Below are 26,032 nucleotides of genomic sequence, written 5' to 3'. Positions count from 1 at the left end.
CGCCAACTTTTACGTTGAAAGGCTCACTGGTCTGAATATAAGGACAGGAATTATTTTGTAAACAGATGAATGAAACAAGCTGCTCGTCAGAGATGAGCAAAGATCCATTGCGTCTTCAATGGAATTTACCTCTTGCGCCGAATCATTCTGCGGACAAACTGCATCTATGACCCCCAGAATATACCACTCTCCCGGAAGATGCACGCCGTATGTGCGCATGAGGTCATCCTGTCGGATCGTCAGTCCGGACTCCTTCAATGTTCCCGTGATTACTGTACCGCGGAAATGAACTGAGACGGAGATTGAGTCCGGCATTTGTAGGAGAATATCATTCACCATATCAAACAAATCAGACGCCTCTCCATCGCTTGAAACGGGCGTCAGTTTTTTATGTTTAACAGCAACGCCTAAAAGTGCTCGCATGGTGGCTGTATCTCGGATGGACAGAGGTGCTTTGAGCAATATCAGTTGACCCGTGCGATCTGACGAAATTTGCTCTGCTTCATGGATATTAAGGTCATGCAGCAAATCAAGCAGCTGCGCATGATATGGATCGTATTGCTCTGATGCGTTTTCATGATCCTTCTGTTCATGCCGATATGTGCCTCCAAAAAATCCCGGTGCACCGGCACGCGCATCATAGGACGTTGCCTCAGAAACACCTTTCGTTTTCGTCACACTTCTGAGCGTTCCATTTCGTATCTGTGATATGAACGAATCCGCGCGCTCTTTATCGACGTAGAGAAAGTCCACTACTGTTTGGGTTTCAGAAACTGGAGATTGGGCTTCGTCTTTTTCCCCCACTTCTCCACCTCCTCTGACACTCTTCTGCACTTTGCGGTATGCTCGTCATATTGCTTTCTAATCGCTGCAAAATCAAAATGTACTGTGGGAAAATTGTTCTTGGATTCCATTTGTACATTCATGACATCATACCCCCTTTGTTAGAATTATACATGATTCTGCAATCGATGTATAGATGTATACCACAAATGTATTTTCGATGTCCCAGTCACGACAAAAGAGCAGCCACATGAACGAAATTCATGCAGCTGTTCTTTTTATCTGTTACAAATGCCCAAGCACCGCATCCGCCATCTCGCGTGTGCCGACCTGCGTGCAGCCCGTATCAGCAATATAGATGTCTGCCGTGCGCTTGCCGTCCGCGAGTGCCGCATCCACCGCCGCCTCAACGGCATCCGCTGCCGCCTCCTCATGGAGGGCATAGCGCAGGAGCATCGCCGCTGAGAGGATCGTGCCGAGGGGGTTCGCGATCCCCTTGCCTGCGATGTCGGGCGCACTACCGTGGATCGGCTCAAAGAGGCTCGTGCCCGTGCCGATGGAGGCGGACGGCATCAGCCCGATCGAGCCGCCGATCACCGCCGCCTCATCGGAGAGAATGTCGCCGAAGAGATTGCCCGTCACGATCACATCGAACTGCGTCGGACGCACGGCAAGCTGCATCGCGCAGTTGTCCACGTAGAGATGGTCGAGTGCCACGTCACTGTACTCCGGTGCGAGCGCCGTCACCGTGCGCCGCCAGAGGCGCGAGGTCGCGAGCACGTTTGCCTTGTCCACGGACGTGACCTTGCCGCGTCTGAGACGCGCCGTTTCGAACGCGAGACGCGCGATGCGCTCCACCTCGGGGACGGAGTAGTTCTCCATATCCCACGCACGCTCTCTTCCGTCCACCTGCTCAGACTCGCATTTCTCTCCGAAGTAGATGCCGCCGATCAGCTCGCGCACGATGACGAGATCGACACCACGCACGAGTTCCGACTTCAGCGGCGAGTGCTCGATCAGTGCGTCCGCGACCTTCACGGGGCGCAGATTCGCATAGAGTCCAAGCCCTTTGCGCAGTCCCAAAATCGCACGCTCGGGGCGCAGGGCAGGCTCCACGCTGTCCCACTTCGTCCCGCCGACCGCGCCGAAGAGTACGCCGTCCGAAGCCTTGCAGACTGCGAGCGTGTCCTCGGGCAGCGGCGTACCGTACTTATCGTATGCCGTGCCGCCCGCGTCGCGCGTCTCGTACGTCAGCCCGAGTGAGAATTTCGCATCGACGGCACGCAGGACGCGCACGGCTTCCGTCGTGATCTCCTGCCCGATGCCGTCGCCGGGGACAACTGCGATCTTATACGCCATGTCGGAACCCTCCATTCTCGCGGATGTAGCTTAAGAGTCCGCCCGCACGCGCGATATCCTGCACGAAGCCCGGCAGCGGATGTGCGTGGAACGTATCGCCCGTTGTGAGGTTCTCAATCGCCCCCGTCGCCGTATCCACGCGCAGACGGTCACCCGCGCTGATCTTCTCCACATCGTCACCGATCTCAAGGAGCGGCAGACCGATGTTGATGCCGTTGCGGTAGAAGATGCGCGCAAAGCTCGCCGCGATCACGACGGGCACACCCGATGCCGCAATCGCAATCGGGGCATGCTCACGCGAGGAGCCGCAGCCGAAGTTTTTCCCGCCGACCATGATATCGCCCACAGTAACTTCCTTTGCAAACGTCGTGTCGATGTCCTCCATGCAGTGCGCCGCAAGAGCCTTTGGCTCGAATGTATTGAGATAGCGCGCGGGGATGATTACGTCCGTATCAATATTGTCGCCGTACCGCCAGACCTTGCCCTCGAACATCACGCCACCTCCTCAGGGGCTGCAATCCGCCCCAGTATTGCACTCGCCGCCGCGACGTGCGGTCCTGCGAGATAGACCTCGCTGTCAACGTGCCCCATGCGCCCGCGGAAATTGCGGTTCGTCGTCGAAACGCACCGTTCGCCCGCCGCAAGGATGCCCATATAGCCGCCGAGGCACGGTCCGCAGGTCGGCGTTGAGACCGCCGCGCCCGCCTCCATAAAGATCGCAAGGTAGCCGCGCCGCATTGCCTCCTGATAGACCCACGGCGAGCCGGGAATGACAATGCAGCGGACATGGGGATGCACCGTATGCCCCTTGAGGATCTGCGCCGCGATCTCCATATCCTCAAGCCGCCCGTTCGTACACGAGCCGATCACGACCTGGTCGATCTCAATCGGGTTCTCGATGTCCATCACGCGCTTCGTGTTCTCCGGCAGATGTGGGAACGAGACGACGGGACGCAGCTCACTGAGGTTGATCTCCACCGTACGCGCATAGCTCGCGTCGGGGTCGGCGTGCACCGGCTCAAACGCCCCTGTCATACGACCCTCGACATATTCTTTGCACACGTCATCGTACGGGAAAATGCCGTTCTTCGCGCCCGCCTCAATCGCCATGTTGGCAATCGTCAGACGGTCGGTCATCGAGAGATCTGCCACGCCCTCGCCTGTGAACTCAAGGCTCTGATAGAGCGCGCCATCCACGCCGATCATGCCGATGAGCGTGAGGATCACATCCTTGCCGCTGATATCGGCGGGCTTCTTGCCCGTCAGATGCACATTGATCGCCTCGGGCACCTTGAACCACGCCTCGCCCGTCGCCATGCCAACCGCAAGATCGGTCGTGCCGACGCCCGTGGAGAAGCCGTTCACCGCGCCGTAGGTGCAGGTGTGCGAGTCCGCGCCGATGGTCAGCATACCGGGGCCGACGATGCCCTTTTCGGGGAGAATAACGTGCTCTATGCCGACGCGCCCCTGCTCGTAGTAGTGCAGGATGTCATGTTTGCGCGCAAAGTCGCGCATGATCTTCGCCAGCTCCGAGGACTTGATGTCCTTCGCCGGCTGGAAATGATCGGGGATCAGCGCGATCCTCGTGCGGTCAAAGACGGGGCGTCCCGTCTTTTCAAACTCCTTGATGGACGGCGGTCCCGTCACATCGTTTGCAAGTACCATGTCGAGCCTGCAGGTGACGAGCTGCCCCGGCTCGACGTGATCCAGACCCGCATGGCGTGCGAGAATCTTCTCGCTCATATTCATGCCCATTCAGTGCCCTCCTAAAACTCTCCGAAATGGCAGACGTCCCCATCTCCGAAGCCTTTGAAAAAAGAAGTCTCTCCGCGTGGAAAGACTTCTTCTTGTCGTATGAAATGACCCGTGCGCTCAGATCAAGGAATCGCTGATAAAATGAAGTCCGTCAGATTGGCGTAGATTTTTTCGTCCGAACAAGGAGGCAAACCGGACGCATAGCAAGGGCTATGTGGAGGATTTGCCGACACAGTGCGGGCAAAAAAGATGCGTCAAGATGGCGTGGCTGAATTTATCAGTGCTTCCTCAAAATTCGAGCTCTTTCTTGTCGCGCAGCCACGGCATCATATTGCGCAGCTGTGCGCCAACCTGCTCGATCTGATGCTCCTTGTGGAGGCGGCGCTGTGCGAGGAAGTTCGCACGGCCAGCGGCGCGGTTCTCAAGCAGCCAGTTGCGGGCGAAGGTGCCGTCCTGGATCTCCTTGAGAACCTTCTTCATCTCCTTCTTCGTCTCCTCGGTGATGATACGCGGTCCGATCATATAGTCACCATACTCTGCCGTGTCGGAGCAGGACTGGCGCATCTTCGTCATGCCGCCCTCGTAGCAGAGATCGACGATGAGCTTCATCTCATGGAAGCACTCGAAGTAAGCCATCTCGGGCGGATAGCCCGCCTCGACGAGCACCTCGAAGCCCGTCTGCATCAGCTGGCAGACACCGCCCATGAGCACGCACTGCTCACCGAAGAGATCCTCCTCCGTCTCGTCACGAAACGTCGTCTGGAGCACGCCGGAGCGCGTAGAACCGACACCGCGTGCATAGGCGAGCGCGATCTCAAAGCACTTGCCCGTCTCGTCCTTCTCGACGGCAAACACGGCAGGAACGCCCGAGCCCTCTGTAAACGTGCGGCGGACGAGGTGTCCCGGTCCCTTCGGTGCAACCATGAACACATCGACGCCCTCGGGCGGGACAATCTGCTTGAAGTGAATGTTGAAGCCATGTGCGAAGGCGAGTGCACTGCCCTTCTTCAGGTTCGGACCGATTTCCTCTTTGTACACGTCCGCCTGCTTCTCGTCGGGAATAAGCACCATCGTGATATCCGCCTGCTTGACCGCATCAGCGACCGTCGCGACCTTCAGCCCATGTGCCTCTGCCTTTGCCTTGGACTTCGAGCCGGCATAGAGACCGACGACGACATTCACGCCGCTCTCCTTGAGGTTCAGCGCGTGTGCATGCCCCTGACTGCCGTAGCCGATAATGGCAACCGTCTTGCCCTCGATCGCACTCCAGTTGACATCCTGATCATAGTAAGTTTTTGCCATAGTACTCCCGCTCCTCACAATGCTCATAAATTGTGTGTTCCCCTCGCTCAAGCGCAATGAGCCCCGTGCGGATGACCTCGACGATGCCGTACGGTTTGATTACCTTCAGGAACGCCGTCACTTTGTCATCACTGCCCGTAATCTCAAAGATGATCGAGGCGGACTCCACATCGACGACGTGTGCGCGGAACAGTTCACCCATCTTCAGCACGTCGAGGCGATTGTCGTCGTCCGCCCGCACCTTGATGAGCGTCATGCCGCGGCACGCCGCGTTCTTTTCGTCCAGCCGCTGAACCGCCCGTACTACGGGCATCTTTTCCAGCTGCTTGATCATCTGCTCGACGAGATTTCCATCCCCCTGCATCACAACCGTGATGCGCGAGAAATCCGGCGACTCCGTCACGCCGACAGACAGGCTGTCGATGTTGAACTCACGCCGTGAAAACATACTCACAACGCGCACCAAGACCCCTGTCTGATTCTCCACAAAGACGGACAGCACATGTTTCATAGAAGCAATCTCCTCCCCGCCGCGCTGCAAGCGTTTTCATGAAAACTTCTTCATTATCCTCCACACATGAGCATTTGTCAATATGTTTTAGATGATGCGTGCATGTATACGCGTCAGACACGCACCTCGAAGCGCGGCTTCTCCTCTGTTTCGTCCTGCTTCTCCGTTTTTTTCACAGAAGTTTTCTGCGCTGAGGGCGTGATCTGTGCCGGTACGGCAGGCGGTACCTGCGTCGCCGCCGTGCGCGGCTGCGCAGCAGTGGGCTTCGGCGCAGCGGAGCGTGTTCGTATGGGGGGCGGCGGTGCCTCCACGGGAGGCAGCGTATGCGTCACAGCCGTTTCCTCCTCCATCAGACGTGCGAGTGCCTCGCCTGCCGTCAGTCCCGTGTATTCGGGCAGAATCTCACTGCGCGTGTCACGCGCGCGCCGTGTGCGCTCTGCCGCCGCAAGAAGATCGTCATGTGCACCAGCCTCCTGCACAGGGGGCGGAGCGTCTTGTGCCCCCGCATTCATCTCTTGGGTAAGAATGCGCTCCCCGAGCGAGGGCTCCTCCGATGTGTCAGTCTCCGGCTTTTTCTTCATAAAACGCCGAAAGAATACAACCCCAAGCACAAGCGCAAGACCAATCAGCCCTGCCCAATACAGCCCACCGGTCGCCGTGTAGGACTGCGGCGCATCGGGCGTCTTCTGCCCGGTATTGGCAAGCTGCTGCTTGAGTGCCGCGTTCTCCTGTGCCATGTCAAGACCGGTTCCAACATCTGCACCCGTCTGCCCCTCGACCTTCGTTCCACGATCCACCTTCGACGCAGACGTGCTCACGGGGTTCCCCTTCGCTGCATCCGTACGTGCGGCGGCGTTCGGATGCTCTGCGGCGCTTTTCTCCTTCGGCGTTTCGTGCGTCGTCTTGGAGAGTGCGCCGTTTCCCTGCGCCACGGAGTCACGCGCCTGCTGCTCCGCCTGCGCATCGCCCGTCGTATGCGTCTGATTCGCCTGTGCGTCCCGCGCCGCATCCCCGAGCGTGATCTTCGGCGGCGTGGGAGGCGTGGGCGGTGTCGGCGGTGTAATCGCCATAGCAGCACTCCTTTCTCATATCGATTGACTTTTAATAACGAATTTGTTATCATTCATGTGGAGGGATTTTCATGTATGAACTGATCTTCTATCACGCCCGAAACGGACAATCAGAGATCGAAGCACATCTCGATGCACTTGCCAAAGAAGCACAAACAAGCAAGACCAGTCGCATCAATCGCGAAAAAATCCTCGCCTATATGAAAGCACTATCCCTCTACGGAACAAGACTCGGAATGCCATTCGTCAAACACATTGGAGGGGATCTTTGGGAGCTTCGGCCTCTAAGTAACCGCATCTTTTTCTTTTATTGGAAAGACAATCGATTTGTCCTCCTGCACCACTTCATAAAGAAATCCCAGAAAACACCTGCAAAGGAAATCCAACAGGCAAAGTTAAAACTCAAGGACTTTTTAGAACGGAGCGAAAAATCATGAGCGTAGAAATCAATGGCGAAACATACCGTACCTTTTCCGACTATATGAATGACGAACGCAAAGTAAGTGCTGCTGAACGAAACCGCATCGAATTCGAAGCCGAGCTGATTGGAAAATTGATCGAAACACGCGAAGAAAAAGGTCTTTCACAGCGCGGTCTTGCAGAGCTCAGCGGCATAAAGCAACCGCAGATTGCACGTCTTGAGCGCATGAAGGGCAGCCCCCAACTGGATACCCTGTTCAAAGTCCTCACGCCGCTGGGCTACACACTCTCCATCACGCCGATGAAGCCCGAACCGAATCTATCATAGCAAAAAAACGGCTCAGATGAAAGTATAAAAGCGTCCCTCCATCTATGGGACGCTTTTATCATAGCAAAAAGGCCACTACGCCTTATACGCCCGAACGTTCAAGCGATCTGCCTTCAAATCCTCGTCCATCTCCACCCGTGCGAAGCCTGCGCCCGTGAGCAGTGTCTCAAGCTCCTCGCCCGTATAGACGGACATCCCGTCGACGATCTTCATCCACTTCTCATGTGCGCCCGTCTTGCCGCTCGTCTCATTCGTAATCATGAACACGCCGCCCGCTTTCAGAACGCGGTGGATTTCAGCAAAACAACGTGCAATCTCCGGCCAGAAATACACCGTCTCGAACGCCGTCACAACATCGAACTGACCGTCATCAAACGGCAGCTCAAGCACATTCCCCTGCACGATCTCACAGCGTCCCGCCGTGATCGCTGCACGATTCACCTCACGCGCCTTTTCCACGGAGACGGGCGAGTAGTCCAGCCCCGTCACATGCCCCTCGTCCACCATCCGCAAGAACACGGCGATGTTCGCCCCGCCGCCGCAGCCGCAGTCAAGCACCTGCTCATTCCCCTGCAGGTCGAGATGCGAAAAGCCCCACTGCGCGATCCCCGCATGACCACGATTCATCATGGCGATGACAAATTTCCCCATCTTCCCTTGAGGGTTTCCCATATTGCTGAAAAATTTACGAAGCAGACCCATGCTGCTCCTCCTTTCTGCGAATGCCACAGCACCAATACAAAAGTGCCCCGTGCAAAGCTGCACGAGACACTGGATTTTACAACAAAGCCGCGCGAAGCTCCTCACCGCTCCGTGCCGAGAGATCGGCAGGCGCGATGTCGAGCACGGTCTTGCAGCCCTTTACGCCCTCGGACGCGAGACGATACGCCGCACGTGCATACGCCGCAAGGACGCACGCCGTGAACTCGGGATTCGAGTCGAGCTTCAGATTGAACTCGATGACGTGCTTGTGCGCGCCGTCCTTGCCCGTCGCGCCGGAGCGGATGACAAAGCCCGCATGGGGCAGTCCCGCATGATCGCGCTGCAGCTCCTCCTCGCTGATGAAGTGCACCGTCGTATCGTAGTCCGAAAAGTAGTTCGGCATCGTCACGATTGCCTTCTCCACCGCAGCCGCATCCGCCCCCTCCTCGAGCACGACATAGCACTCACGCGTATGCTTCTCGCGCGTACTAAGCTGCGGATTCGCGCCGCTGCGCACCGCCTCAAGCGCGGCGGGAACGGGTACAGTATACTGCTTGGCATCCTTGACGCCCGGCACGCGGCGAATCGCATCCGAGTGCCCCTGACTGACACCGCGCCCCCAGAACGTATAGTCCGTACCGTTCGTGAGCACTGCATTGCTGTAGACGCGTGCAAGCGAGAACAGCCCCGGATCCCAGCCGACCGAGATCACACCGACGTGCCCCGCCGCCTTTGCCGCCGCATCCACCGCCGCGAAATGCGCAGGGATCTTTGCGTGCGTATCGAAGCTGTCGACCACGTTGAACAGTTTTGCAAATGCGGGCGTCTGCTCGGGCAGATCGGTCGCCGAGCCGCCGCAGAGGATGAGCACATCCACCTTGTCCTTCCACTCCGCCGCCTTGTCCGCGTGGACGACCGGCACATTCGTGCGCGGCTTCACCGATGCGGGATCGCGGCGCGTGAATACCGCAACAAGCTCCATATCCTCATTTGCCTCCACGGCATACTCTACGCCGCGGCCAAGATTACCATAGCCAAGAATACCAATACGAATCATAAAAACTCCTCCCACCATCCCCCCCGGACGGCGTCAAACTCAGTAATGCGGGTGCGACTTCACATAGTCAACGGGACGCGACCAGTCCACCTGGACATTTGTCTCATTCCACAAGCGCGTGAGAGCCAGTTCAAAGCTCTCCCGATCCGCGAGCGGAGTGACGGTCTCCTTCGTAAAATCCATCAGCGTCTTATGCGGCACCTCAACCTCATGGTCAGCGGCAAGAAAATCCTCCACCGCCGTACGCCCCTTCTCATCCGCAAGATTCACCGTCGCGGAGTGCGAAGCCGCATTATAATCAATCCAGCCGAGAACGTCGCCATAGCTGATGGCGACACTGTACGTATCACTCACTCGTATCACCTCTTTTATGTACTGCCCCTGTGGGCGTCCTTATTATAGAACGATTCTCCCATACACGCAACTGCCCAATGAAAATAATTCTGTATACAGGAGACAGGCATATTCGCAGTTTGGAGACCGTTCACGTACTGGACAGGGCTTTATATTGTGCTTATAATATGCGTAGGTTTTCAAATGCTCAGTATGTATGATAAGCAAAGGAGCAGACAAATGGATTTTACCAGCAATATTGCCGTCGGCATGACCCATGAAGCAGTGGACACGGTAACGGACGCAAATACGGCGGTGACGGTTGGCAGTGGCTCGCTCGCGGTGTACGCAACACCTGCGATGGCGGCGCTGATGGAGCGTGCGGCGGCAGAACTCTGTCAACAGGAGTGTCCCAAGGGCTGGACAACGGTCGGGACGGAGCTGCATATCAAGCATCGTGCGGCAACGCCGACGGGACTCACTGTCCGTGCCATCGCCGAGGTGACAGCAGTGGACGGGCGTGCAATCTCACTCAAGGTGACAGCGTACGACGAGCGCGAGGAGATCGGCACGGGCACACACACACGCTTTGCTGTTGCCGTGGACAAGTTTATGTCAAAAGCGGAGGGGAAGCGCTGATATAACGCAATAAAACGGACGGCGGTACGAAGTGTAAACTTCGTACCGCCGTCCGTTTTATTGTGCCCCTTCCACCGCTTACGCGGTCCCCCTTCCCCGTCAAACGGGGAAGGCTAGGGGTTGCTGTTTAGGAAGCACTGATAAATTCAGCGCCGCCATCTTGACGCATCTTTTTCGCCCGCACTGTGTCGGCAAATCCTCCACATAGCTCTTGCTATGCGTCCGGTTTGCCTCCTTGTTCGGACAAAAAATCTACGCCAATCTGACGGACTTCATTTTATCAGCGATTCCTTTAGAATGCCCAAGCAATGTTGAATCCGCCCGTAACACCCTTGCGCTTGCCCGTGTATCCCATGAGATTCAGCCCGTAGCTGACGGTGCTGTCCACGGGGGCGAAGCGATAGCCGAGTTCGAGGAGGGTCGTGCCGCCCTTGAGGCTTGTCCCCGGCAGGTCGAAGCCCTGATAGCTCGCCGTGCTCTTGCCGTCGAATTCGTACTCCCACGCAAGCCCTGCGTAGAACTCGCTGTCGAGGCCATTCTTCATGGTGTAGCGCGTGCCGAGACGGATGCGGCTTGAGCTGGATGCACCGAAGTCGTAGGTCTCGCCGCTCGAGAGCTTCGCGTTCGTACCCGCCTGATGCGCATAGAAGTATTTTGCATAGGTCTCAAACTGATTGCCGCTCAGGAACTCTCTCTTCTGGCCGATGCCAAGGTGCCCCGCAAAGTAATTGCTTGAGGTATCATAGCCCGTGCCGCGCGATTCGACGGTGCCGCTGTAGTCACTCTTTGCCTTACCGACGCGGAGGCTTCCCTCAATGTAGGTGCCATTCGTATTCTCCGACTTCGCCATGATGCCGAAGCCGAGGTAGCTTGTCTTGCCGTCGCCATGCGTGCCATCATCCAAATAGGAGTCATACGAGCCGCTCCCGTACTCGACGAAGGGTCCAAATGTCAGCGAGCTGTCCGACAGCTCGTTGCGCCGCGCAAAGCCGACGTTGAGGTTCCAGCCCTTCGCATCGACGTACGAGCCCGTCTTGAGCCGTGCGCTGCCGTAGTTCTGTGCGGCAAAGAGCTGATAGCTGCCGAGCATGGAAAGCGGTGCCTTCGATGCGTCGGTGTTCTTGCTGTTCGCAAACGGCGCATCCACGATGTCAGCAATCTGCGCTGCCGCTGCCTCTGCCGCAGGGATGCCGACATTGACGATGAGGTCGGAGCCGCTTGTGAGGAAGGCGAGGGCTGCCGACTGCGTCTCGACGAGGGATTTCGCCTGAGGCGAAACCGACACACTCTTAACGCGTGCGATCAGCTCGTTACGGTTGACCGTAGAGCTGCTCGCTGTGTTGCGCGTCTCGAGTCCGTAGTTATAGTTCAGCGTGACTCCCTGCGTCGTCTTATATGTCTGGTTTGCGTACGCGCTGTCGATATCGAGATTGTTCCCATTCGGCAGCGTGACGAGCTTCACGACATCGCCGTTATGGATGGGCGTATGGTCGCCGCTCAGTTCCACCGTAATGGTCGTGCCGCGCAGATCCTTGTTCTTCGCCTGTGTCGTGGTCAACATGGAGCGCGTGGGATCGGCTTTCTCTGAGAGATAGAAATTGAGCTTTTCGACCGGCTCGAAGTAGCCGACCTTCGTGCCCATATCATAGATGTTCAGCGTGTTGCCGTTGCCGACCACCGCCGAGGTCCTGCCATCCGCTAGTCTGCCACCGTAGACTGTGCCCGAGATCTGCGTTCCGCGCAGTGTGACGATGTTGTCCTTTGCATCAGTGCCCTGCCCGCCGACGACATCGCCCGTGACGCTGACTGCGTGGAGGTCGATCTCGTTCTTTTCCGCATCACCACTCACCGAAGCACCGCCATAGATCGCGCCCGAGATGGCGCTGCTCACAACGGGTGTGAGCGATACCGAGCCGCCCGTCACGAGCACCTTGTTCGACTCCGCCTTGTCCGAGCCCGCCGTATAGCCGCCGTAGACGTTATCCGCCGAAAGTGCGCCATGCGTGAGCGTGACGGAGTTCCCCGTGACCTTTGCCGCCGACGCCGTATTCGCGGCGTAGCCGCCATAGATATTGCGGATGGTGAGTGCGTTTGCACTGCTCAGTGTGAGTGCGTTGTTCGTCAAGTCACCCGCTGCGCCCGTCGTATAGCCTGCCGCTGCAAAGTGCGAGAGACCGTTTGCGCCGAGTCCCGTGATGCGGAGCGTGTTGTCATGCACGTCGTTGCCCAGCTCCGAGATTCCCGTATAGAGCTCTTGGTCGGCATCTGCGCTCTGGCGGAACACCTCCTCCGCCGTGAGCGTGGCGTTCGTCGCGCCGTAGAGCTGATGACCACTGTACAGCCGGTTGAACGTCAAGAGGACGTTCGCCCCCTGCCCTATCTTGGTATTCGTTTGGATGAGAGCTTCGTAGGGGTCGTTCGGATTGCTGAGCGTCACCGGCGTCGCGGCGTAGTTCGAGAAATTCATCGCGCCCGTACTCTCGATGAGCTTCACCGAGCGCGAGCCCATCCACGATTTATCAATGGCGAATTTCGACACATCTGCCTTGATATTGCCGAAGTTGACTATACCGCCAAGACCGCCTGTCTGCTCGATCTTGAGCATCGTGCCGTCCATGAGACTGTTGTTGTGGAGGATGAAGTTAAACGTGTCGAAGTTGTGTACCTTCTGCACAGAAACGTTGCCCGCCTGTACGACGAGGGTGTTGCCCGTACCCGTGGCGGCATTGCTGCCGTAAATCTCGCCCGCGATGGTCGCGCTGTACGTGCCGTCGTCCTTGCCGAGGATCAGCGTATTGCTCGTCGCATTTCCTGCAGTCGCAGCATAGCCCGCATAGATATCGCCCGTAACTGTGCCGCCCGTGACCTGCACGGTGTTCTTTGTAACACTGCCCGTCCCCGCTGAGTAGCCGCCGTAGAGCGTGCCCACTCTGCCGCCCGCCATGCGCAGGACGTTGTTCGCCACGGTGCCCGCGTTCGTACTGCGGTCGATGTAGCCGCCGTACGCACGCGTGACCTCATAGGCATCGTTCGTGCCCGTGGACTGAATATCGAGGATATTTCCCTTCGTACCGCCGGAGCCGCCCGACGCGCCCATCGTCTTTGCTCCGTATGCCGTGATGCTACGGCTGAGCGGAGCGTTGATGGTGAGATGGTTGTTCTCCGTCGTATGTCCGCCGCGCGAGAGACCCGCGAACCAATCCGTCGATGTGCTCGTCGCATCGTATGCCATGACACCGTTCTGATAGCGGTTGTACTCCATGAGCACCTTCTGACCCTGATAGGTGTCCGTATCCGTACGCAGGGCATACTCATAGTCACCGTTCGAGGCGGTTGGTGCGGATGTACCGCGCGGATTGTAGTTGTCAAACTCGAGCGCGTTTGCGTGCGATCCGTCGATGAGGGTGATCTCGCCCGCTATCTGCTTTGCGGACATATTCGTCAGGTCGACATCGACGTTGGAAAAATTGACACGGCGCGTGCCCGAATAGAGGTTATCAAAGCCATTGTGATCGGTAAGCTTCAGCATCGTATCGCCCACCTGCGTGTCCTTCGTAATCCAGAACTTATAGTTCTCGAAGTTATGGACGCCGCGCACCTCGACGGGCTTGTTCGCCTTGACGTTCAGCGTGTTTCCTGTCGCCGAGGACGCGCCGCCGTAGATGGTCGCCTTCGTGAGATCTGCCGTGTAGCTGCCGTCGTCTGCGCCGAGGTTGACCATGTTGCCCTCCTCAACGGTCTTGTTTGTTCCATAGGCGTAGCCGCCGTAGATATTGCCGCGCACCGTACCGTCGGGACGATTGCCGCCGATTGTACCGCCCGTGATGGTGACGGTATTGCCGCCCGAGGCGGTCGCCGTCGTGGAGCTGGAGGAGGGAAGGTCGGCATGAGTCACGCCGCCATAGATATGACCGCGAATCTCGCCGCCCGTAACGGTGACCTTGCTGCCCGTGACCGCACCCGCATCTGCCGCCGTGTCGGTATTGCGTCCGCCGATGACGTTATCGGCGATTTTCCCCTCGGAGATGGTAACGATGTTCCCCGTCACCGCCCCCTTGCCGTCGCCTGATGCACCGTAGACATCACCGGAGAGCGTGCCGCCTGTGATATTGACCTTGTTCGCATCGAGTCTCGCATTGCCGTTCGCCGTCGCGCCGTAGAGCGTACCGCCGACCTTTGCCGTGTCAGAGGTAGTAACAGTGTTATTCGTCGCCGTGCCGATGCCCGTATTGCCGCCCTGCCCCGCCATGTGGACGCCGTGGACATCCTTCACCGCACCACCACTGATGGTAACGGTGTTATTCTGCACGATCGGCGTAGGCGTCTTAGTGGAGGAGCTGCCCGCGTCGAACAGCTCACCGAAAACGCCGTAGACGATGCCCTGTACGTCACCCTCGGTGATGGTGACACTGTTCTTCTCTGCCGTGCGCTGAACCGTGTTGTCGCCCACGATATACGCGCCGAGCACGTTCCCGCCGATGACGGAGTGAACGGTGTTCGTGACGGCATCACCTTGGATGGTGACGCTGTTCTCGCTGACCGTCGTCGTGCCCGATGCACCCGTAACGCTGCCGCCGACGGTCGCGTTGTCCACGGTGACGGTGTTTTTCTGAACGACGCCCGTTCCCGCCGAGCGCGCACCAATGATCTCTCCCGTGACGGCGGTCGCCGCCGTGTTCCCTGATGCACGCGAAACGCTGACATGGTTATCCTCAACCTTGCCCGTTCCCGTCGCATACGCACCGTAAAGGTTCGCCGCCGTGCCGCCCGTCATCGTGAGCTTGTTCCGCACGGCATCCGCGCCCGTGGAGGTATAGCCGCCGTACGCGATCATCGTGCCCGCCGCGTTCGTGATGGTCAGGTTGTTGTCCTGTACGACCTTGTTCTCCCAAATGGAGTAGCCGCCGTAGATGGTATTGCTCGTTGTTGCCGTGCTGTTATAGGTCGCGTTTGCATTCATATAGCGGTGGAGAGCAGCGTGGACATAGTTGCGCGTTGTCAGACCACTTGTCTGTGGGTTCACCGTAATCTGGTATTCGTAGTCGCCGTCCCAGCCTGTGCGCGATGCCCCCGCAATGCTCAGATTTGAAGCATTGTTTGTGGTATTGCCGTCCACCATCAGCGTGACTGTACCGACATCGCCATAGTACGCCGTGCGCGCTGCACCGCTCCACCCCGTCGCGTCAACCTTGATATCGCCGATGTTCACCGTGCGTCCAAGCGCATTGCTGCCATTGGTCAGCGTGAGCATGGTGTTGCCCGCCGCAATGCCCGTATTCAGATGGAACTCGTAGGTCGCAAAGTTCTGCGCAGAGTCTGCCGTGATCCCCTTCGCCTGCACAACGAGGCGATTATTCGTATAATCGCTGTCGTTGCCGCCGTAGATGGACGCACCGCTCAGCGTGCCGTTGCTGTAGTTCCCGCTCGCATCGCCGAGGGTGACGGTATTGCCCGTGGTCTTCGCGCCGCTGTTCTCCGCGTAGCCGCCATAGACTGCGCCCGTGACCGTGCCGCCCGTGAGCGTGACCTTGTTGTTGATGGCATCGGTATGTCCCATACCGCCCGCGATGGCAAAGGCATTCGTCCCCGCACCGACCGCGCCGCCCGTGAGCGTCACCTCACCGCTCGATGCGCCGCCCGCAATGGAGCGCGCGCCGATAAGGCTGCCCGTGACCGAGCCGCCGGTCATCGTCAGCGTATTCGGATTCGTCTGCGCCGCACCTGCGGTATGCACATTGTTGCGCCCGATGCCGCCGTAGGCGTTGCCTGTGAGGTCAATGTTGTTCATGACGAGGGTATTGCCCGTCACTGCACTCGTAGTTGACGTTGTGCCGCCCGCCACGACATCACCGATAACGATGGGGAGATTGGTTGTGCCCGCCGTGCCGATGGTAAGTGTATTGTCCGTTACCGAGCCATTCAGCAATGCCGTGCCACTTATGCCCGAATATGCACTGCCCGTTGAGGTTCCTGTTGCGGGAGCCAACCGTGCGTCATTCGTCCCGACTGTCGTATTCTGCGCCGCCTGCGCCGCAGGCATCCCTGCGAACGCACCACCGACGGCGAGTGCGACGAATGCGGCGAGCTGCCGTTTTGCCTTCATTCCTTTGAGCATATCTTCCACTCCTTCACAAGGCCTTCCAACACGAACCCGCTGCGCAGGGCATCGCCACATTTTTATGGGCATCCCCCACCACGGATGTTTTCGGAAAAGCAACACCATTCCATTTTCTCATTCACTTATTATATTATAATCATTTGTAAACGTCAATCGTAAGTTTGGCGCGTTCCTCACATCTCCTGCCCGTAGATGCTGCGGATCTCCTCGGTGTAGTGCCCCTCCGCATCGCGCACGATGAGGGCTGGCTCATGGCGCAGTCCTGCGAGTGATGCGCCCTTCACCGCCTCGATGAGCATGAGGTTCGGCGCACGATCCGCGCGCGGCTGTACCATGCGCAGGTGTTTGATCGCAAGGTGCTCCGCATGGAGGGCGAGGACGATCTCGCCGAGTCGCTCGGGCAGATGCACCATGGCGAGCCGCCCGCTGTGGCGCAGGGCATACGAAGCCGCGCGTACGGTGTCGGCGAGAGTCGCTGTGATCTCGTGCCGCGCCGCCGCACGTGCGCCCATGCTGACAGCGCCGCTTGTGACAGGTCGATAGGGCGGATTGCTGAAGACGAGGTCGAATGCCGCGCACACAAAAAGTGCGGAAGGGTCGCGATAGTCACCCTCCCGCACTGTGATTTTCTCTGCAAGTCCGTTCATCCGGACATTTCGCGCGGCAAGCTCCGCCTGCACGGGGCTCAGCTCAACCGCTGTGATATGCGCCGCGAAATCCGCAATGAGGAGCGGGATGATCCCCGTCCCCGTGCCGAGATCGAGAACGCGTTCACGCCCCGTGAGCCGTGGGAAATGCGCGAGCAGAACGGCATCCATGGAGAAGCAGAATTCATCTGTGCGCTGGATGATCTGCCGTCCGCCCATGCACAGATCATCGACCCGCTCGTTGGGGCGCAGTTCGATCCACTCACTCATGTGGCGCCTCGTCGCGCGGCGGGCGCGGGCGGTTCTGCCGCCGCTTTGTGTTTTGACGGCGGGGCTTTGCAGATCGTTCCGGCGCCGCGCGGTTCTCTCGGCTCTCGTGCGGTGCATGCGCTGCACGCGTATGCTGCTGCCGTGCGGGACGCTCCCGCCGCTCCCGTCCGTCATGGGCTTCGCGGGGCATACGCTCCCTGCGCTGCAAATGCGGTCGCTGCGGTGCGCGGTTGGGGCATCCGTCCTGCTCGACGACCTCAGCGCGCGCGACATCCTCCCATGCGGCGACAACGGTCTTGCCGTCGTCCATGAGTATGGTTGCCGTGCGCCGCTGCTCATGGATGGAAACGACCCGTCCCTCGCCGTCCTCAGCAAGAACGCGGTCGTTTACCGCAGGGTTGTACTCCTCTTTTTTCATGCGCATACAACCGCCGCAGCCGTAGCCTTCACTCTCGTACTTCAGGCAGCACATGAGCCGCCCGCATATACCGGAGATCTTCGTCGGGTTGAGCGAGAGGTTCTGTTCCTTTGCCATGCGGATGGAAACGGGTACGAAGTCACCGAGGAAGGTGGCGCAGCACAGCGGCCGTCCGCAGCAGCCCATACCGCCCATCATCTTCGCCTCGTCGCGCACGCCGATCTGACGCAACTCGATGCGTGTGCGGAATACGCCCGCGAGTTCGCGCACGAGCTGACGGAAGTCGACGCGCCCGTCCGCTGTGAAGTAAAAGAGCATCTTGGAGAGATCAAAGGTCAGCTCGACATCGATGAGCTTCATCTTGAGGCCGAGTTCCCGTATCTTCTCCTCGCAGACGGTTCTCGCCTCACGCTCACGCGTACGGTTCTCCTCGATGCGTGCGAGGTCGGAGGAATCTGCGATGCGGTGCACGACGCGCAGATTCGGCGGCACGGATTCGTCCGGCACCTCGCGTGGGGCAATGACGACCTTGCCGCACTCCATGCCGCGCGTGGTCTCGACGATGACATAATCACCCTCGGCGATGGTCAGCTGTCCCTGCCCAAAGGAATATATCTTGCCCGCCGACTTGAAGCGGACACCTACAATCGTTTGCAAAACTTCCTCCTAGGTATGTATATTTATCCCTCTCAGAGAGGGAAATTATTTCCATCTTCATAATCCCCCTTCCACCGCACTTCGCATGGTTTCCCCATTGGGACGGGGGAGGCTGAGGGCTATTGCCGCGCACGCAGGAAAAACGCCTCCAGCTGCAGGGCAGGGCTGACATTCGCGGCGAAGCGGCGCGAAAGCTCCCGTGTCCCACGCAGGAGGTCAAAGATCTGCGCGGCACTGATATGCGTGAGAAGCCCGGCGAGGACATCCCGCCGATCCGCATGATAGAGGTCTTCTGTCGCTCCGTTCTCACGCAGAACGAGCAGATCGCGCAGAGCCATCTGCAAGAATCCAATCCATGTTGTGCGTTCCTCATGCGTGCGTTCCCCGAGTGCCTCTGCGCGCGCCCATACGTCCTCAATACGCTGTTCCGAAAGCCGTGTGAGAAATTCGATGGCATCGTCCCGCAGCGCCAGCCCCTCTGCGGCGAGACGATAGGCGCGCCCAAGGCTGCCGCCCGCAAGCGCTGCAATCGCCGCTGCGTTCTCCGCGCCGCGCACCCTGAGTGCCGCCGTAATCTCTGTGCGCGGCAGAGCGCCGAACGCAATGCGCACGACACGTGAGCGGATGGTAGGCAGAATCGCATCATAGGCATGCGTCACGAGGATAAAGAGTGCTGTGCCCGCCGGCTCTTCCAGTGTCTTGAGCAGACGGTTCGCCGCCGTCTCGTTCATGCGGTCAGCCCCGTCGATCACAATGATCCGGCGGCGGGCGCTCACGGGCGCACCGGAGGCGGCAATGAGGATGTCGCGCACGGCATCGGTGCGGATCATCGCCGCACTCTTGCCGCGTGCCTCGGGTGCTGTTTCAAAATAATCCGGATGCACGCCCGCCGCCATCGTGCGGCACGAGTCACAGCGCCCACAGGGTGCATCGCCCGCTGCTTCGCAAAGCAGTGTGCGCGCGAGCACGCGCGCCGTACGGCGTTTGCCGATGCCCTCCATGCCGGAAAAGAGCAGCGCGTGGGGCAGGCGCTCCGCCGCCGCCAGTACGCGCAGACGGCGGATGATCTCCGCGTGCCCATGAATGTCCGTCCAATCCTTTGGGAACGGCTCCCGTGGAGATTCATCACCGACAGCAGCCGGCGGTGTCTTTTTGGTTCGCGCCATTACATATAGAGGTCGACGAGGAGCCCTCGGATGGCATCGTGGCTCGCAATGATGTCGAGCTGATCGGACTGTCCGAGGCGAATCTTCTCCGCCATTTCCTCCAGCTTCTTGTCGATCTTGCGCACGGAGGTGTAGACCTTCTGCCGCCCGAGGCGATCCCAGCCCGCCTGCGTATGCAGTTCGTACATCGTACCGACTGCCTCACCGATGAAGCTCTGAATGAGCGAGCGATAGGAGCGCAGTTCGTCAAAGGTCGGAGACTTCGAGAGGCGCGCGCCCTGCTCGTCGATCTGTTCGAGCAGACGATCCATCGCCTCACGGGACATCGCGGATTCCTGATCCGCCAGTTCCATGCTAAAGTCTGTCGCTGCGCCGCGCACCCCCGCATCCGTTTCCGCACGCGGCATCGTGAGCGACGTACTGCGCGACATACTGTTGTCTATTTTCATCGCCATCGCGTTCACCCAATCCCTTTACCTTAATAGAATGGTAGATTTCACCGATTGTTATTATAGCCCGAACCTATACGAAAGTCAAAGTAGGAAATTGACTTTGCAGTGCGGCTTGGGGAAGCACTGATAAATTCGGCGATTCCCTTGTTATCCTGTTGACTAGGAAAGGATCTGATGCAATGACGCTTGAGGGAGAAAAGCTCACCGCCCTGCTGAAACACGGCTCCGCCGTCCACATCATCGAGAAGGAACTTGAAGTCGACTGCTACGGCACGCTTGAGCTCAGCGAGGAGGAACAGGAGAGAGGCGCACCTGCAGGGATCCTTGCCGTGCGGCTGGGCATCCCCATCGGGAAGTTTGTGGATACGCCCGCAGTGGGGCAGGTGTTCCAATGCCATCTCACGGGACCGGGCTGCGTCTACCACTTCGTCGCCCCCTACCACGCCGCCTCCCCGCTGCCCGATACGATCTGGTATCTCGGTCTGCCCGAGCGTGCGGAGCGCATCCAGCTGCGCGACTTTGTCCGCGTTCCCATCCCGATGTCCATTGAGGTGAGGCTGCCGGGCGATCACGGGAGTCTCAAGAACTACCGCGAGGTGGCACTCATCGACATCAGCGGCGGCGGGCTGTGCTTTGTCCATGATGAGCCGCTCATCATGGACGCGCCGATTTCGGTGCGCGTGCCCGACCTGCCGCGCATCGGGACACTCGAAACGGAGGGCACGATCCGTCGCTCAACGCCGATCGAAACAAATCTCGGCATGACGTATCACGTCGGTGTTTCGTTCGGCAACGTACTCTCCAATCGTGAACGGGAACGTCTCGTGCAGAGTATCTATCAGCTGCAGCAGAGTTATCTGCGCAAGGGGCTAAAGGTACCGCAGATCGACCATACAAAACGTGGCTGAATACATCATAAAAAAGGAGGACTGCGCCATGCAGCCCTCCTTTTTTTCCAAACTTACGTCCAACGCAGCTTCATCAGCTCGGGATAGACCTCCTCAAGCACCTGCAGACCGACGCTGACCATCGCCATAAAGCTGTCCGCCTGAAAGACACCGACGTGCAGGTCAAGCGGCAGATCAATGTCCACGACGACATCCCGCTCATCGTCCACGACGAATTTCACATAGCGGTACTCACTGTTCCACTCGTTGAGTTTCTCATGAAACACCTGCGGATCCATTTTTTCATCAAGCCGTACAATGCCAAAGTACTTGATCTTGATAAAGTCGTTCGTGTTGCCGTTCTCCGTGACTACAATGGCGATGTTCACGATACTCCCGTTATCGAGCTGTTGGCGCATGCGGATGATGTGATCCTCTCCATCCTCCGTCATGTCCTCGCCGTATTTCATGTCCTGCCTGTCCAGTTCCGCTTTGATCGCTTCAAATGCCGTGTTCTTGAGTCCTTCCTCACTCCCGCTGAAGCCGTCAAAAAGTCCCATAGAGTTCCTCCGTTCAACGTGCCGTTAGGTTTATTCCTGCGGGCGAGGTTTGTGCCCACGTGTGCAATATTCCATGAGGTCATCATAGACCTTCTCGACGACCTGCATACCGACCCCCATCATCGCCATGACGCTGCCGGGTTCAAACTTTCCCTTGTGCAGATCGAGCGGCAGATCGATGTCAAGGACGACATCCTGATCGCGGTCAAGGCAGAATTTCACATAGCGAAACTCACCGTTCCACGTGTTGATTTTCGCGAGAAGTGCCGCACGCTCCTCTGCGTCCTCAAGATAGGCAATATCGTAGAGTTTGATCTTGATAAAGCCATCGGCATGATCGAACTCGCGCACAACGATGACAGCCGTGATCGGCTCGTCGTTTTCGAGTTCGTTCCGCATATAGAAATATGCCTCTTGGCGGTTTTCCTCACTCTCATCGCTCAGTTCGTAGTTCAAGTCGTTCTGATCGAGTTCCGCCTTGATGGCATCGCGGATGCCCATCGAGGCGGTTTCTTCGCCGCCATGAAATCCATCAAAGAGTCCCATTTGTCCCCTCCATATTCACTCTTCTGTGAGAGCCTTGTCCCCATTTTTATGGTACCGGAGCAATCAAGCCGATCGCGGTGAGCGTATCGATCGCAGCAGTGCCGCGTACATTTTGAAACTCAAGTGTGGAAACGACGACCTGTCTTATGTAATGCTTTTCGCCGTCTTCATAGTAACTGCTGATGTCATGGATCACGAGCGGGGTACCCCCCATATCTCGCCCGAGGTAGAGCATGACATGTCCAGGACGAAAGAGCAGCGTCCCCGGCGGTGCCGCCGCAAGAAGCGCATACCGCTCCGCTGTGCTGCGTCCCGTAAGAGGCAGAAGCGAACAGGCACGCTCCTGCAGATCTGCATCACGCGGGAGCTCCAACCCCATCGTACGATAGATGTTCTGTACGTATGATGAGCAGTCCATCCCTTCGTTTTCCCCGCCCCAGCCATACTCCGTATGGAGCGGGCGAAAGGCGAGGCGTACAAGGTTGTTGTGTGTCAGCGGCAGACGCCCCGCAGTGAGCCGTCCGTCATCGGGAATCCGTGCCGCCCGCACGATGAGATGTCCCCCGGCATCCCGTGCGGGCAGCAGCAGCCGGATCAAACCGTCCGCTGTACGTGTACCTGGAATCTTTGCGCCAAGCTGATAGAGCAGATCTCTCCTTTTTCCCGGCAGACGCAGCTGCGCCTCGGTCACGGTGAAGAACTCCTCCGGCGCGGCAAATCCGCGCCATGTCTTACGATCCGTGAATGCGAGCGCATCTGCGTCCACCCAGCCGCGGTAGTCCCGCGTCTCAACGAACGCATAGCGTCCGTCCCGTGCCGTGTGCAGTACGAGAACGGCTTCCCCGGGATCCAGCACCGTGCCCTGCAGGGCATCATAGTGGAGATCGTCCGGGGAGGAATACCAGCCCGTACCGGTTGGAAGGAGGCGGACATCGGCGCGGCAGACAGCAACAGCGGTGCGGATGGGTACGGCGGCACCGATGGTGTCGAGGGCACAATTCCTGCACACCTCATACCAGCGCCGTGCCGTGAGCGGCTGTCCGCCCTCGTAGAGTTCCGGCAGCGCTGCGTCGTTTCCCTGCGCCGCCGCACGGATCTGTGCACGCACCGCGCTCCCCGCGCGGAACTCTCCTGCACCTGTGAGGTCATGCAGAAGCCCAAGGGCAGCATGCGCAGATGCGCGCGCCCCCGCCTCTGCCGAGAGGAGAGGCTCATCCCCATCTGCACGCAGCCAGTAGTCCGGCGTCGCCGCCGCCCCCGTAACGGGCAGTGCCGCCTGCACCGGAGGCGCAGCCGTGACCATGACAAGAAGCGCCGCACCAGTGAGCCAAAGATGGCGGAGGAGCTCAGGCACTCTCCTGCTGTTCCCCACGCAGCTCACTCAGTCCCCATGCAAAGAACGCGTCCATGCCGATGAAGGCAAATCCGTTGTCCGTCACGGCCTCCCCGAACTCCTCCATCGTGCCGATGGCAAAGGAGCCTGCATGACGCCCCGGTGCACGCGATGGGAGATCCTTACGCACCCCCCGCTCGAAGAAGATCTCTGTATCGCTGTTGACCGCCGCGAGTTCCTTCAGGAAGTTGCGCGCCATCTTCATCTTGCCGAGACGGTAGAAGAGCATCGCCAGCGGCAGATACATCAGCGCCACGCCCTCCTCGTAACGCTGATAGAGCCGAATCGCTGCGTCCCCTTCCTCGATCGCCGAGTAGATGAACATGAGCTGATAGCGGCGCCCAAGTGCGTCGTGCTCCGAGAGGCGGAGCATCTCCTCGCACTCCTTCGCCGCCAGACGCAGCTTGCGTGCCGCGACGAGCGCCTCAAGATAGGAGAGCCGCAGGAACATATAGGGCTTCGTTGCGGGCATCGACCAGAATTTGCCGATGTTCTCCTCGGAGAACATCCCATCCGCCTCAAGTTGTGCCGTCGCCTTTCGCGTCAGATCCTCGTAGTGATGTACGCGGTCATCGGCATTCTTGGCGAGATATTCAATCTGCATACAGGCTGCGGTGATGTTGTCCGGCTCCATGCGCAGAACACGCTTGACGATGCGATAGCGTTCCTCGCCGGTCTTCTTGCGTGCGCGCGCGATGAGTTCGTCTGCGGTGAGTGTATTTACCTCACGCGGCAGATTCGGGTTCTCGCGCAGACGTCTGCTGAGCTCCGATACAATCTCGGTCATGCGCTCCACGCTGACCTTTCCACCCTCCGCTTTTACCATTCGGTTCAGTTCAAGCTGCATCCATTCCTTGTCTGTCATGCGGTGTCCCTTCCTTTGCTGGTAGTTCCTGCCTTTATTATACCTTGTTTTTACAGAAAAAGCTACAAAAAAGAACTGCCGCCCCGCGTATCGCAGACGACAGTGATTTCTCTATTCTTTTTTCTTCTTCTTTTCCTGCTTATCCTTCTTTGCGGGCTTTTCATGGGTATTCTCGGTCGACGCTGTGAGTTTTTCCTTTTTTGCCGCAAGTGCTGCGCGATCTGTATCGCTCAATATGCCGCGTGAGCGACGGATCATTTCCTCCTGATGCCCGATGCTGTAGTTGATGATTGCATCGAAGAATTTTTTCTCGACATCCTTGTCCGAGAGTTCCGCGAGCTTGATCTCCTTCATGTTCTCCTCGCGCGAGATTGTTCCCCAGAGGCTGTCCAGATCCTCATGCGCCGTGATGTGAACGACGCCCGCACGCAGATCGATCAGGAGGTACTCCGCCGCGCCCGAGAGGTCACCGTAGCCATCGAGCGGCAGCATGCGCCAGCGGCGCTTCGACACGACATCCTGTATCTGCACATCATCATAGATGCGCAGGGTCGGCACGAGAATCTTCGTGAGGTCGATATAGCCATGTGCATCCGTCGCGTACTGGATCTGTTCCTTGTTGAAATAATACCCCTGACGCGCCGTCGACTGCACCCATTCGTAGATGTGCTTCGGCACCTGTTCGGCTGCCGCCGTAGGCCGTGCCCCCATAAACAGCGCTGCACAGAGAAGGAGGACTGCTCCCCACTTTTTTTGCACGTATCATCGCTCCCATCAAATAGCTGTGTTCAATGCTCCCTATGCTAGCTCAAAAAACTGAATTTTTGATGAACATAACCGTGTTCAAAGCCCCGAGTGCAGCTCCCAATCGTCCGCGTTGTCGAGGCTGTCCAGCTCGTACGGTGTCCCCTGATAGACGTAGTAGTTCAGCCAGTTGGCAAAGAGGAGATGCGCGACACTGCGCCACCGCACGACGGGAGCGCAGTTCGGATCATCGCCTGGATAGTAGTTGCACGGAATGTCCGGATCAAGTCCCGCCGCAAGGTCACGGTCATACTCTGTCTTGAGCGTCAGGGGATCGTACTCCGCGTGCCCCGTGATGAAGAACTGACGACGGCGCAGATTGGCAATGATGTAGGCGCCCGCATCGCCCTCAGAGAGGACGGTCAGCTCGGGCACGCGGGCAATGTCTGCGCGCCGCGTCTCCGTATGGCGCGAGTGCGGCACGTAAAAGATGTCATCGAATCCGCGCAGAAGCGGCTCATGCTGCACACACACGCGATGCTCAAAGACGCCGAAGATTTTCCTCTCCGTCCAGTGCTTCGGAACGCCGTAGTGATAGTACAGCCCCGCCTGTGCGCCCCAGCATATATGGAACGTGGAGTAGGCATGTTTGCGGCTCCACTGCATGATCTCAGCGACCTCGTCCCAGTAAGCGACCTGCTCAAACGGCAGCTGCTCGATCGGCGCGCCCGTGATGATGAAGCCATCGTATTTTTTATGCCGCACTTCGGCAAATGTGCCGTAGAACTCCGTCAGATAGTCGCGCGAGGTATGCGTCGGGACGTAGGACTCCGTGTAGATAAAGTCCACCTCCACCTGCAGCGGCGTGTTGCCGAGGAGGCGCAGAAGCTGCGTTTCGGTCACGTCCTTGATCGGCATGAGGTTCAGAATAAGGAGGCGCAGCGGACGAATATCCTGCCCGTATGCGCGCGCCGCATTCATGACGAAGACGTTCTCACTCTCAAGAACATTCGTCGCAGGCAGATTGTTCGGTATCTTGATCGGCATTGT

The 26,032-nt window shown here is 58.4% G+C and carries 26 protein-coding genes and 1 pseudogene; 5 read left to right on the top strand and 22 right to left on the bottom strand.

Annotated features, from left to right (window positions below):
• Nucleotides 1-9: 9 nt before the first annotated feature.
• From C8273_RS03665 to leuC, 4 genes are all read right to left on the bottom strand, one after another.
• A complete protein-coding gene (locus tag C8273_RS03665; protein ID WP_106626452.1) occupies nt 10-804 on the bottom strand; it encodes a DUF6414 family protein in 795 nt (264 codons plus the stop codon).
• Nucleotides 805-1,068: 264 nt separating this feature from the next.
• Nucleotides 1,069-2,142 carry a 3-isopropylmalate dehydrogenase gene (gene leuB, locus C8273_RS03660; RefSeq protein WP_106626451.1) on the bottom strand — a complete coding sequence of 358 codons (1,074 nt, stop codon included), beginning with the start codon at nt 2,140-2,142 and terminating at the stop codon, nt 1,069-1,071.
• Nucleotides 2,132-2,635 (bottom strand): 3-isopropylmalate dehydratase small subunit, encoded by a 504-nt coding sequence (locus tag C8273_RS03655; RefSeq protein ID WP_106626450.1) that lies wholly within the window; start codon nt 2,633-2,635, stop codon nt 2,132-2,134. The genes leuB and C8273_RS03655 overlap by 11 nt, the downstream gene beginning before the upstream one ends.
• A complete protein-coding gene (leuC, locus tag C8273_RS03650; protein ID WP_106626449.1) occupies nt 2,635-3,897 on the bottom strand; it encodes a 3-isopropylmalate dehydratase large subunit in 1,263 nt (420 codons plus the stop codon). The genes C8273_RS03655 and leuC overlap by 1 nt, the downstream gene beginning before the upstream one ends.
• 141 nt (nt 3,898-4,038) lie before the next feature.
• On the opposite strand from leuC, the pseudogene C8273_RS13475 reads away from it, so the two are divergent.
• Nucleotides 4,039-4,186 (top strand): annotated as a pseudogene (locus tag C8273_RS13475) (secretion protein HlyD); the annotation flags it as partial.
• Here the strand turns inward: C8273_RS13475 and ilvC are convergent.
• The 3 genes from ilvC to C8273_RS03630 all read right to left on the bottom strand — a co-directional run bounded on the left by ilvC (nt 4,186) and on the right by C8273_RS03630 (nt 6,780).
• The gene (ilvC, locus tag C8273_RS03640) at nt 4,186-5,199 is read right to left on the bottom strand and encodes a ketol-acid reductoisomerase (protein WP_106626448.1); all 1,014 of its coding nucleotides are present in this window, start codon (nt 5,197-5,199) and stop codon (nt 4,186-4,188) included. The pseudogene C8273_RS13475 and the gene ilvC sit on opposite strands and share 1 nt — an antisense overlap.
• Complete coding sequence (gene ilvN / locus C8273_RS03635; RefSeq protein ID WP_006307658.1) at nt 5,180-5,710, bottom strand: acetolactate synthase small subunit; 531 nt, start codon at nt 5,708-5,710, stop codon at nt 5,180-5,182. Before ilvN ends, ilvC begins: the two co-directional genes overlap by 20 nt.
• Before the next feature lie 113 nt (nt 5,711-5,823).
• On the bottom strand, nt 5,824-6,780 hold the full coding sequence (locus C8273_RS03630; RefSeq protein ID WP_106626447.1) for a hypothetical protein: 957 nt from the start codon (nt 6,778-6,780) through the stop codon (nt 5,824-5,826).
• Nucleotides 6,781-6,851: 71 nt separating this feature from the next.
• On the opposite strand from C8273_RS03630, the gene C8273_RS03625 reads away from it, so the two are divergent.
• Entirely contained in the window at nt 6,852-7,217 is a 366-nt protein-coding gene (locus tag C8273_RS03625) for a type II toxin-antitoxin system RelE/ParE family toxin (RefSeq protein ID WP_066846441.1), read from the top strand.
• Entirely contained in the window at nt 7,214-7,528 is a 315-nt protein-coding gene (locus C8273_RS03620; protein WP_106626446.1) for a helix-turn-helix domain-containing protein, read from the top strand. The genes C8273_RS03625 and C8273_RS03620 overlap by 4 nt, the downstream gene beginning before the upstream one ends.
• 75 nt (nt 7,529-7,603) lie before the next feature.
• On the opposite strand, the gene C8273_RS03615 is transcribed toward C8273_RS03620, so the two are convergent.
• From C8273_RS03615 to C8273_RS03605, 3 genes are all read right to left on the bottom strand, one after another.
• Nucleotides 7,604-8,230 carry a class I SAM-dependent methyltransferase gene (locus C8273_RS03615; RefSeq protein WP_106626445.1) on the bottom strand — a complete coding sequence of 209 codons (627 nt, stop codon included), beginning with the start codon at nt 8,228-8,230 and terminating at the stop codon, nt 7,604-7,606.
• Between the two features lie 76 nt (nt 8,231-8,306).
• The gene (locus C8273_RS03610; protein WP_106626444.1) at nt 8,307-9,287 is read right to left on the bottom strand and encodes a diaminopimelate dehydrogenase; all 981 of its coding nucleotides are present in this window, start codon (nt 9,285-9,287) and stop codon (nt 8,307-8,309) included.
• A gap of 39 nt (nt 9,288-9,326) precedes the next feature.
• Nucleotides 9,327-9,641 (bottom strand): hypothetical protein, encoded by a 315-nt coding sequence (locus tag C8273_RS03605; RefSeq protein WP_106626443.1) that lies wholly within the window; start codon nt 9,639-9,641, stop codon nt 9,327-9,329.
• Nucleotides 9,642-9,860: 219 nt separating this feature from the next.
• Between C8273_RS03605 and C8273_RS03600 the strand changes: the two genes are divergently transcribed.
• On the top strand, nt 9,861-10,259 hold the full coding sequence (locus C8273_RS03600) for a thioesterase family protein (RefSeq protein ID WP_106626442.1): 399 nt from the start codon (nt 9,861-9,863) through the stop codon (nt 10,257-10,259).
• A gap of 99 nt (nt 10,260-10,358) precedes the next feature.
• On the opposite strand, the gene C8273_RS13020 is transcribed toward C8273_RS03600, so the two are convergent.
• From C8273_RS13020 to C8273_RS03565, 6 genes are all read right to left on the bottom strand, one after another.
• On the bottom strand, nt 10,359-10,511 hold the full coding sequence (locus C8273_RS13020) for a secretion protein HlyD (protein ID WP_106626441.1): 153 nt from the start codon (nt 10,509-10,511) through the stop codon (nt 10,359-10,361).
• Nucleotides 10,512-10,551: 40 nt separating this feature from the next.
• Nucleotides 10,552-16,374 carry an autotransporter outer membrane beta-barrel domain-containing protein gene (locus C8273_RS03585; protein WP_106626440.1) on the bottom strand — a complete coding sequence of 1,941 codons (5,823 nt, stop codon included), beginning with the start codon at nt 16,372-16,374 and terminating at the stop codon, nt 10,552-10,554.
• Nucleotides 16,375-16,550: 176 nt separating this feature from the next.
• Nucleotides 16,551-17,294: a tRNA1(Val) (adenine(37)-N6)-methyltransferase gene (locus tag C8273_RS03580; protein ID WP_106626439.1), complete on the bottom strand. Its 744-nt coding sequence runs from the start codon at nt 17,292-17,294 to the stop codon at nt 16,551-16,553.
• Nucleotides 17,287-18,369, bottom strand: a complete 1,083-nt coding sequence (locus C8273_RS03575; RefSeq protein ID WP_106626438.1) for a PSP1 domain-containing protein — start codon at nt 18,367-18,369, stop codon at nt 17,287-17,289. The genes C8273_RS03580 and C8273_RS03575 overlap by 8 nt, the downstream gene beginning before the upstream one ends.
• 119 nt (nt 18,370-18,488) lie before the next feature.
• Nucleotides 18,489-19,535, bottom strand: coding sequence for a DNA polymerase III subunit delta' (gene holB, locus C8273_RS03570; protein ID WP_106626437.1), 1,047 nt, complete (start codon nt 19,533-19,535; stop codon nt 18,489-18,491).
• Nucleotides 19,535-19,990 (bottom strand): YaaR family protein, encoded by a 456-nt coding sequence (locus tag C8273_RS03565; protein WP_106626436.1) that lies wholly within the window; start codon nt 19,988-19,990, stop codon nt 19,535-19,537. The genes holB and C8273_RS03565 overlap by 1 nt, the downstream gene beginning before the upstream one ends.
• A 176-nt stretch (nt 19,991-20,166) precedes the next feature.
• On the opposite strand from C8273_RS03565, the gene C8273_RS03560 reads away from it, so the two are divergent.
• A complete protein-coding gene (locus C8273_RS03560; RefSeq protein ID WP_106626435.1) occupies nt 20,167-20,895 on the top strand; it encodes a flagellar brake protein in 729 nt (242 codons plus the stop codon).
• A gap of 53 nt (nt 20,896-20,948) precedes the next feature.
• On the opposite strand, the gene C8273_RS03555 is transcribed toward C8273_RS03560, so the two are convergent.
• The 6 genes from C8273_RS03555 to metA form a co-directional block, all read right to left on the bottom strand.
• Nucleotides 20,949-21,434: a YbjN domain-containing protein gene (locus C8273_RS03555; protein WP_106626434.1), complete on the bottom strand. Its 486-nt coding sequence runs from the start codon at nt 21,432-21,434 to the stop codon at nt 20,949-20,951.
• Between the two features lie 30 nt (nt 21,435-21,464).
• Entirely contained in the window at nt 21,465-21,980 is a 516-nt protein-coding gene (locus tag C8273_RS03550) for a YbjN domain-containing protein (protein ID WP_106626433.1), read from the bottom strand.
• Between the two features lie 46 nt (nt 21,981-22,026).
• Complete coding sequence (locus C8273_RS03545; protein ID WP_234343826.1) at nt 22,027-23,334, bottom strand: SH3 domain-containing protein; 1,308 nt, start codon at nt 23,332-23,334, stop codon at nt 22,027-22,029.
• Nucleotides 23,327-24,238: a tetratricopeptide repeat protein gene (locus tag C8273_RS03540; RefSeq protein WP_106626432.1), complete on the bottom strand. Its 912-nt coding sequence runs from the start codon at nt 24,236-24,238 to the stop codon at nt 23,327-23,329. Before C8273_RS03540 ends, C8273_RS03545 begins: the two co-directional genes overlap by 8 nt.
• A 111-nt stretch (nt 24,239-24,349) precedes the next feature.
• A complete protein-coding gene (locus C8273_RS03535; RefSeq protein ID WP_106626431.1) occupies nt 24,350-24,997 on the bottom strand; it encodes a hypothetical protein in 648 nt (215 codons plus the stop codon).
• 84 nt (nt 24,998-25,081) lie between these two features.
• Nucleotides 25,082-26,029, bottom strand: a complete 948-nt coding sequence (gene metA, locus C8273_RS03530; protein ID WP_106626430.1) for a homoserine O-acetyltransferase MetA — start codon at nt 26,027-26,029, stop codon at nt 25,082-25,084.
• Between the last annotated feature and the right edge of the window lie 3 nt (nt 26,030-26,032).

The organism is Candidatus Centipeda massiliensis, assembly GCF_900290285.1.
Classification (GTDB): Bacteria; Bacillota; Negativicutes; order Selenomonadales; family Selenomonadaceae; genus Centipeda; species Centipeda massiliensis.
Note: the sequence above shows the minus strand (reverse complement) of the source record. Positions and strands in the feature narration are given on the sequence as shown.

Bases quoted from the DNA above. Each gene is read 5' to 3' on its own strand.
- C8273_RS03615 (WP_106626445.1), bottom strand. From the start codon at position 8,230: ATGGGTCTGCTTCGTAAATTTTTCAGCAATATGGGAAACCCTCAAGGG.
- leuC (WP_106626449.1), bottom strand. From the start codon at position 3,897: ATGGGCATGAATATGAGCGAGAAGATTCTCGCACGCCATGCGGGTCTG.
- C8273_RS03655 (WP_106626450.1), bottom strand. From the start codon at position 2,635: ATGTTCGAGGGCAAGGTCTGGCGGTACGGCGACAATATTGATACGGAC.
- C8273_RS03565 (WP_106626436.1), bottom strand. From the start codon at position 19,990: ATGGCGATGAAAATAGACAACAGTATGTCGCGCAGTACGTCGCTCACG.
- C8273_RS03610 (WP_106626444.1), bottom strand. From the start codon at position 9,287: ATGATTCGTATTGGTATTCTTGGCTATGGTAATCTTGGCCGCGGCGTA.
- ilvN (WP_006307658.1), bottom strand. From the start codon at position 5,710: ATGAAACATGTGCTGTCCGTCTTTGTGGAGAATCAGACAGGGGTCTTG.
- holB (WP_106626437.1), bottom strand. From the start codon at position 19,535: ATGGCGCGAACCAAAAAGACACCGCCGGCTGCTGTCGGTGATGAATCT.
- C8273_RS03550 (WP_106626433.1), bottom strand. From the start codon at position 21,980: ATGGGACTCTTTGATGGATTTCATGGCGGCGAAGAAACCGCCTCGATG.
- C8273_RS03580 (WP_106626439.1), bottom strand. From the start codon at position 17,294: ATGAGTGAGTGGATCGAACTGCGCCCCAACGAGCGGGTCGATGATCTG.
- C8273_RS03585 (WP_106626440.1), bottom strand. From the start codon at position 16,374: ATGCTCAAAGGAATGAAGGCAAAACGGCAGCTCGCCGCATTCGTCGCA.
- C8273_RS03560 (WP_106626435.1), top strand. From the start codon at position 20,167: ATGACGCTTGAGGGAGAAAAGCTCACCGCCCTGCTGAAACACGGCTCC.
- C8273_RS03625 (WP_066846441.1), top strand. From the start codon at position 6,852: ATGTATGAACTGATCTTCTATCACGCCCGAAACGGACAATCAGAGATC.
- C8273_RS03630 (WP_106626447.1), bottom strand. From the start codon at position 6,780: ATGGCGATTACACCGCCGACACCGCCCACGCCTCCCACGCCGCCGAAG.
- C8273_RS03620 (WP_106626446.1), top strand. From the start codon at position 7,214: ATGAGCGTAGAAATCAATGGCGAAACATACCGTACCTTTTCCGACTAT.
- C8273_RS03555 (WP_106626434.1), bottom strand. From the start codon at position 21,434: ATGGGACTTTTTGACGGCTTCAGCGGGAGTGAGGAAGGACTCAAGAAC.
- ilvC (WP_106626448.1), bottom strand. From the start codon at position 5,199: ATGGCAAAAACTTACTATGATCAGGATGTCAACTGGAGTGCGATCGAG.
- leuB (WP_106626451.1), bottom strand. From the start codon at position 2,142: ATGGCGTATAAGATCGCAGTTGTCCCCGGCGACGGCATCGGGCAGGAG.
- C8273_RS03540 (WP_106626432.1), bottom strand. From the start codon at position 24,238: ATGACAGACAAGGAATGGATGCAGCTTGAACTGAACCGAATGGTAAAA.
- metA (WP_106626430.1), bottom strand. From the start codon at position 26,029: ATGCCGATCAAGATACCGAACAATCTGCCTGCGACGAATGTTCTTGAG.
- C8273_RS03600 (WP_106626442.1), top strand. From the start codon at position 9,861: ATGGATTTTACCAGCAATATTGCCGTCGGCATGACCCATGAAGCAGTG.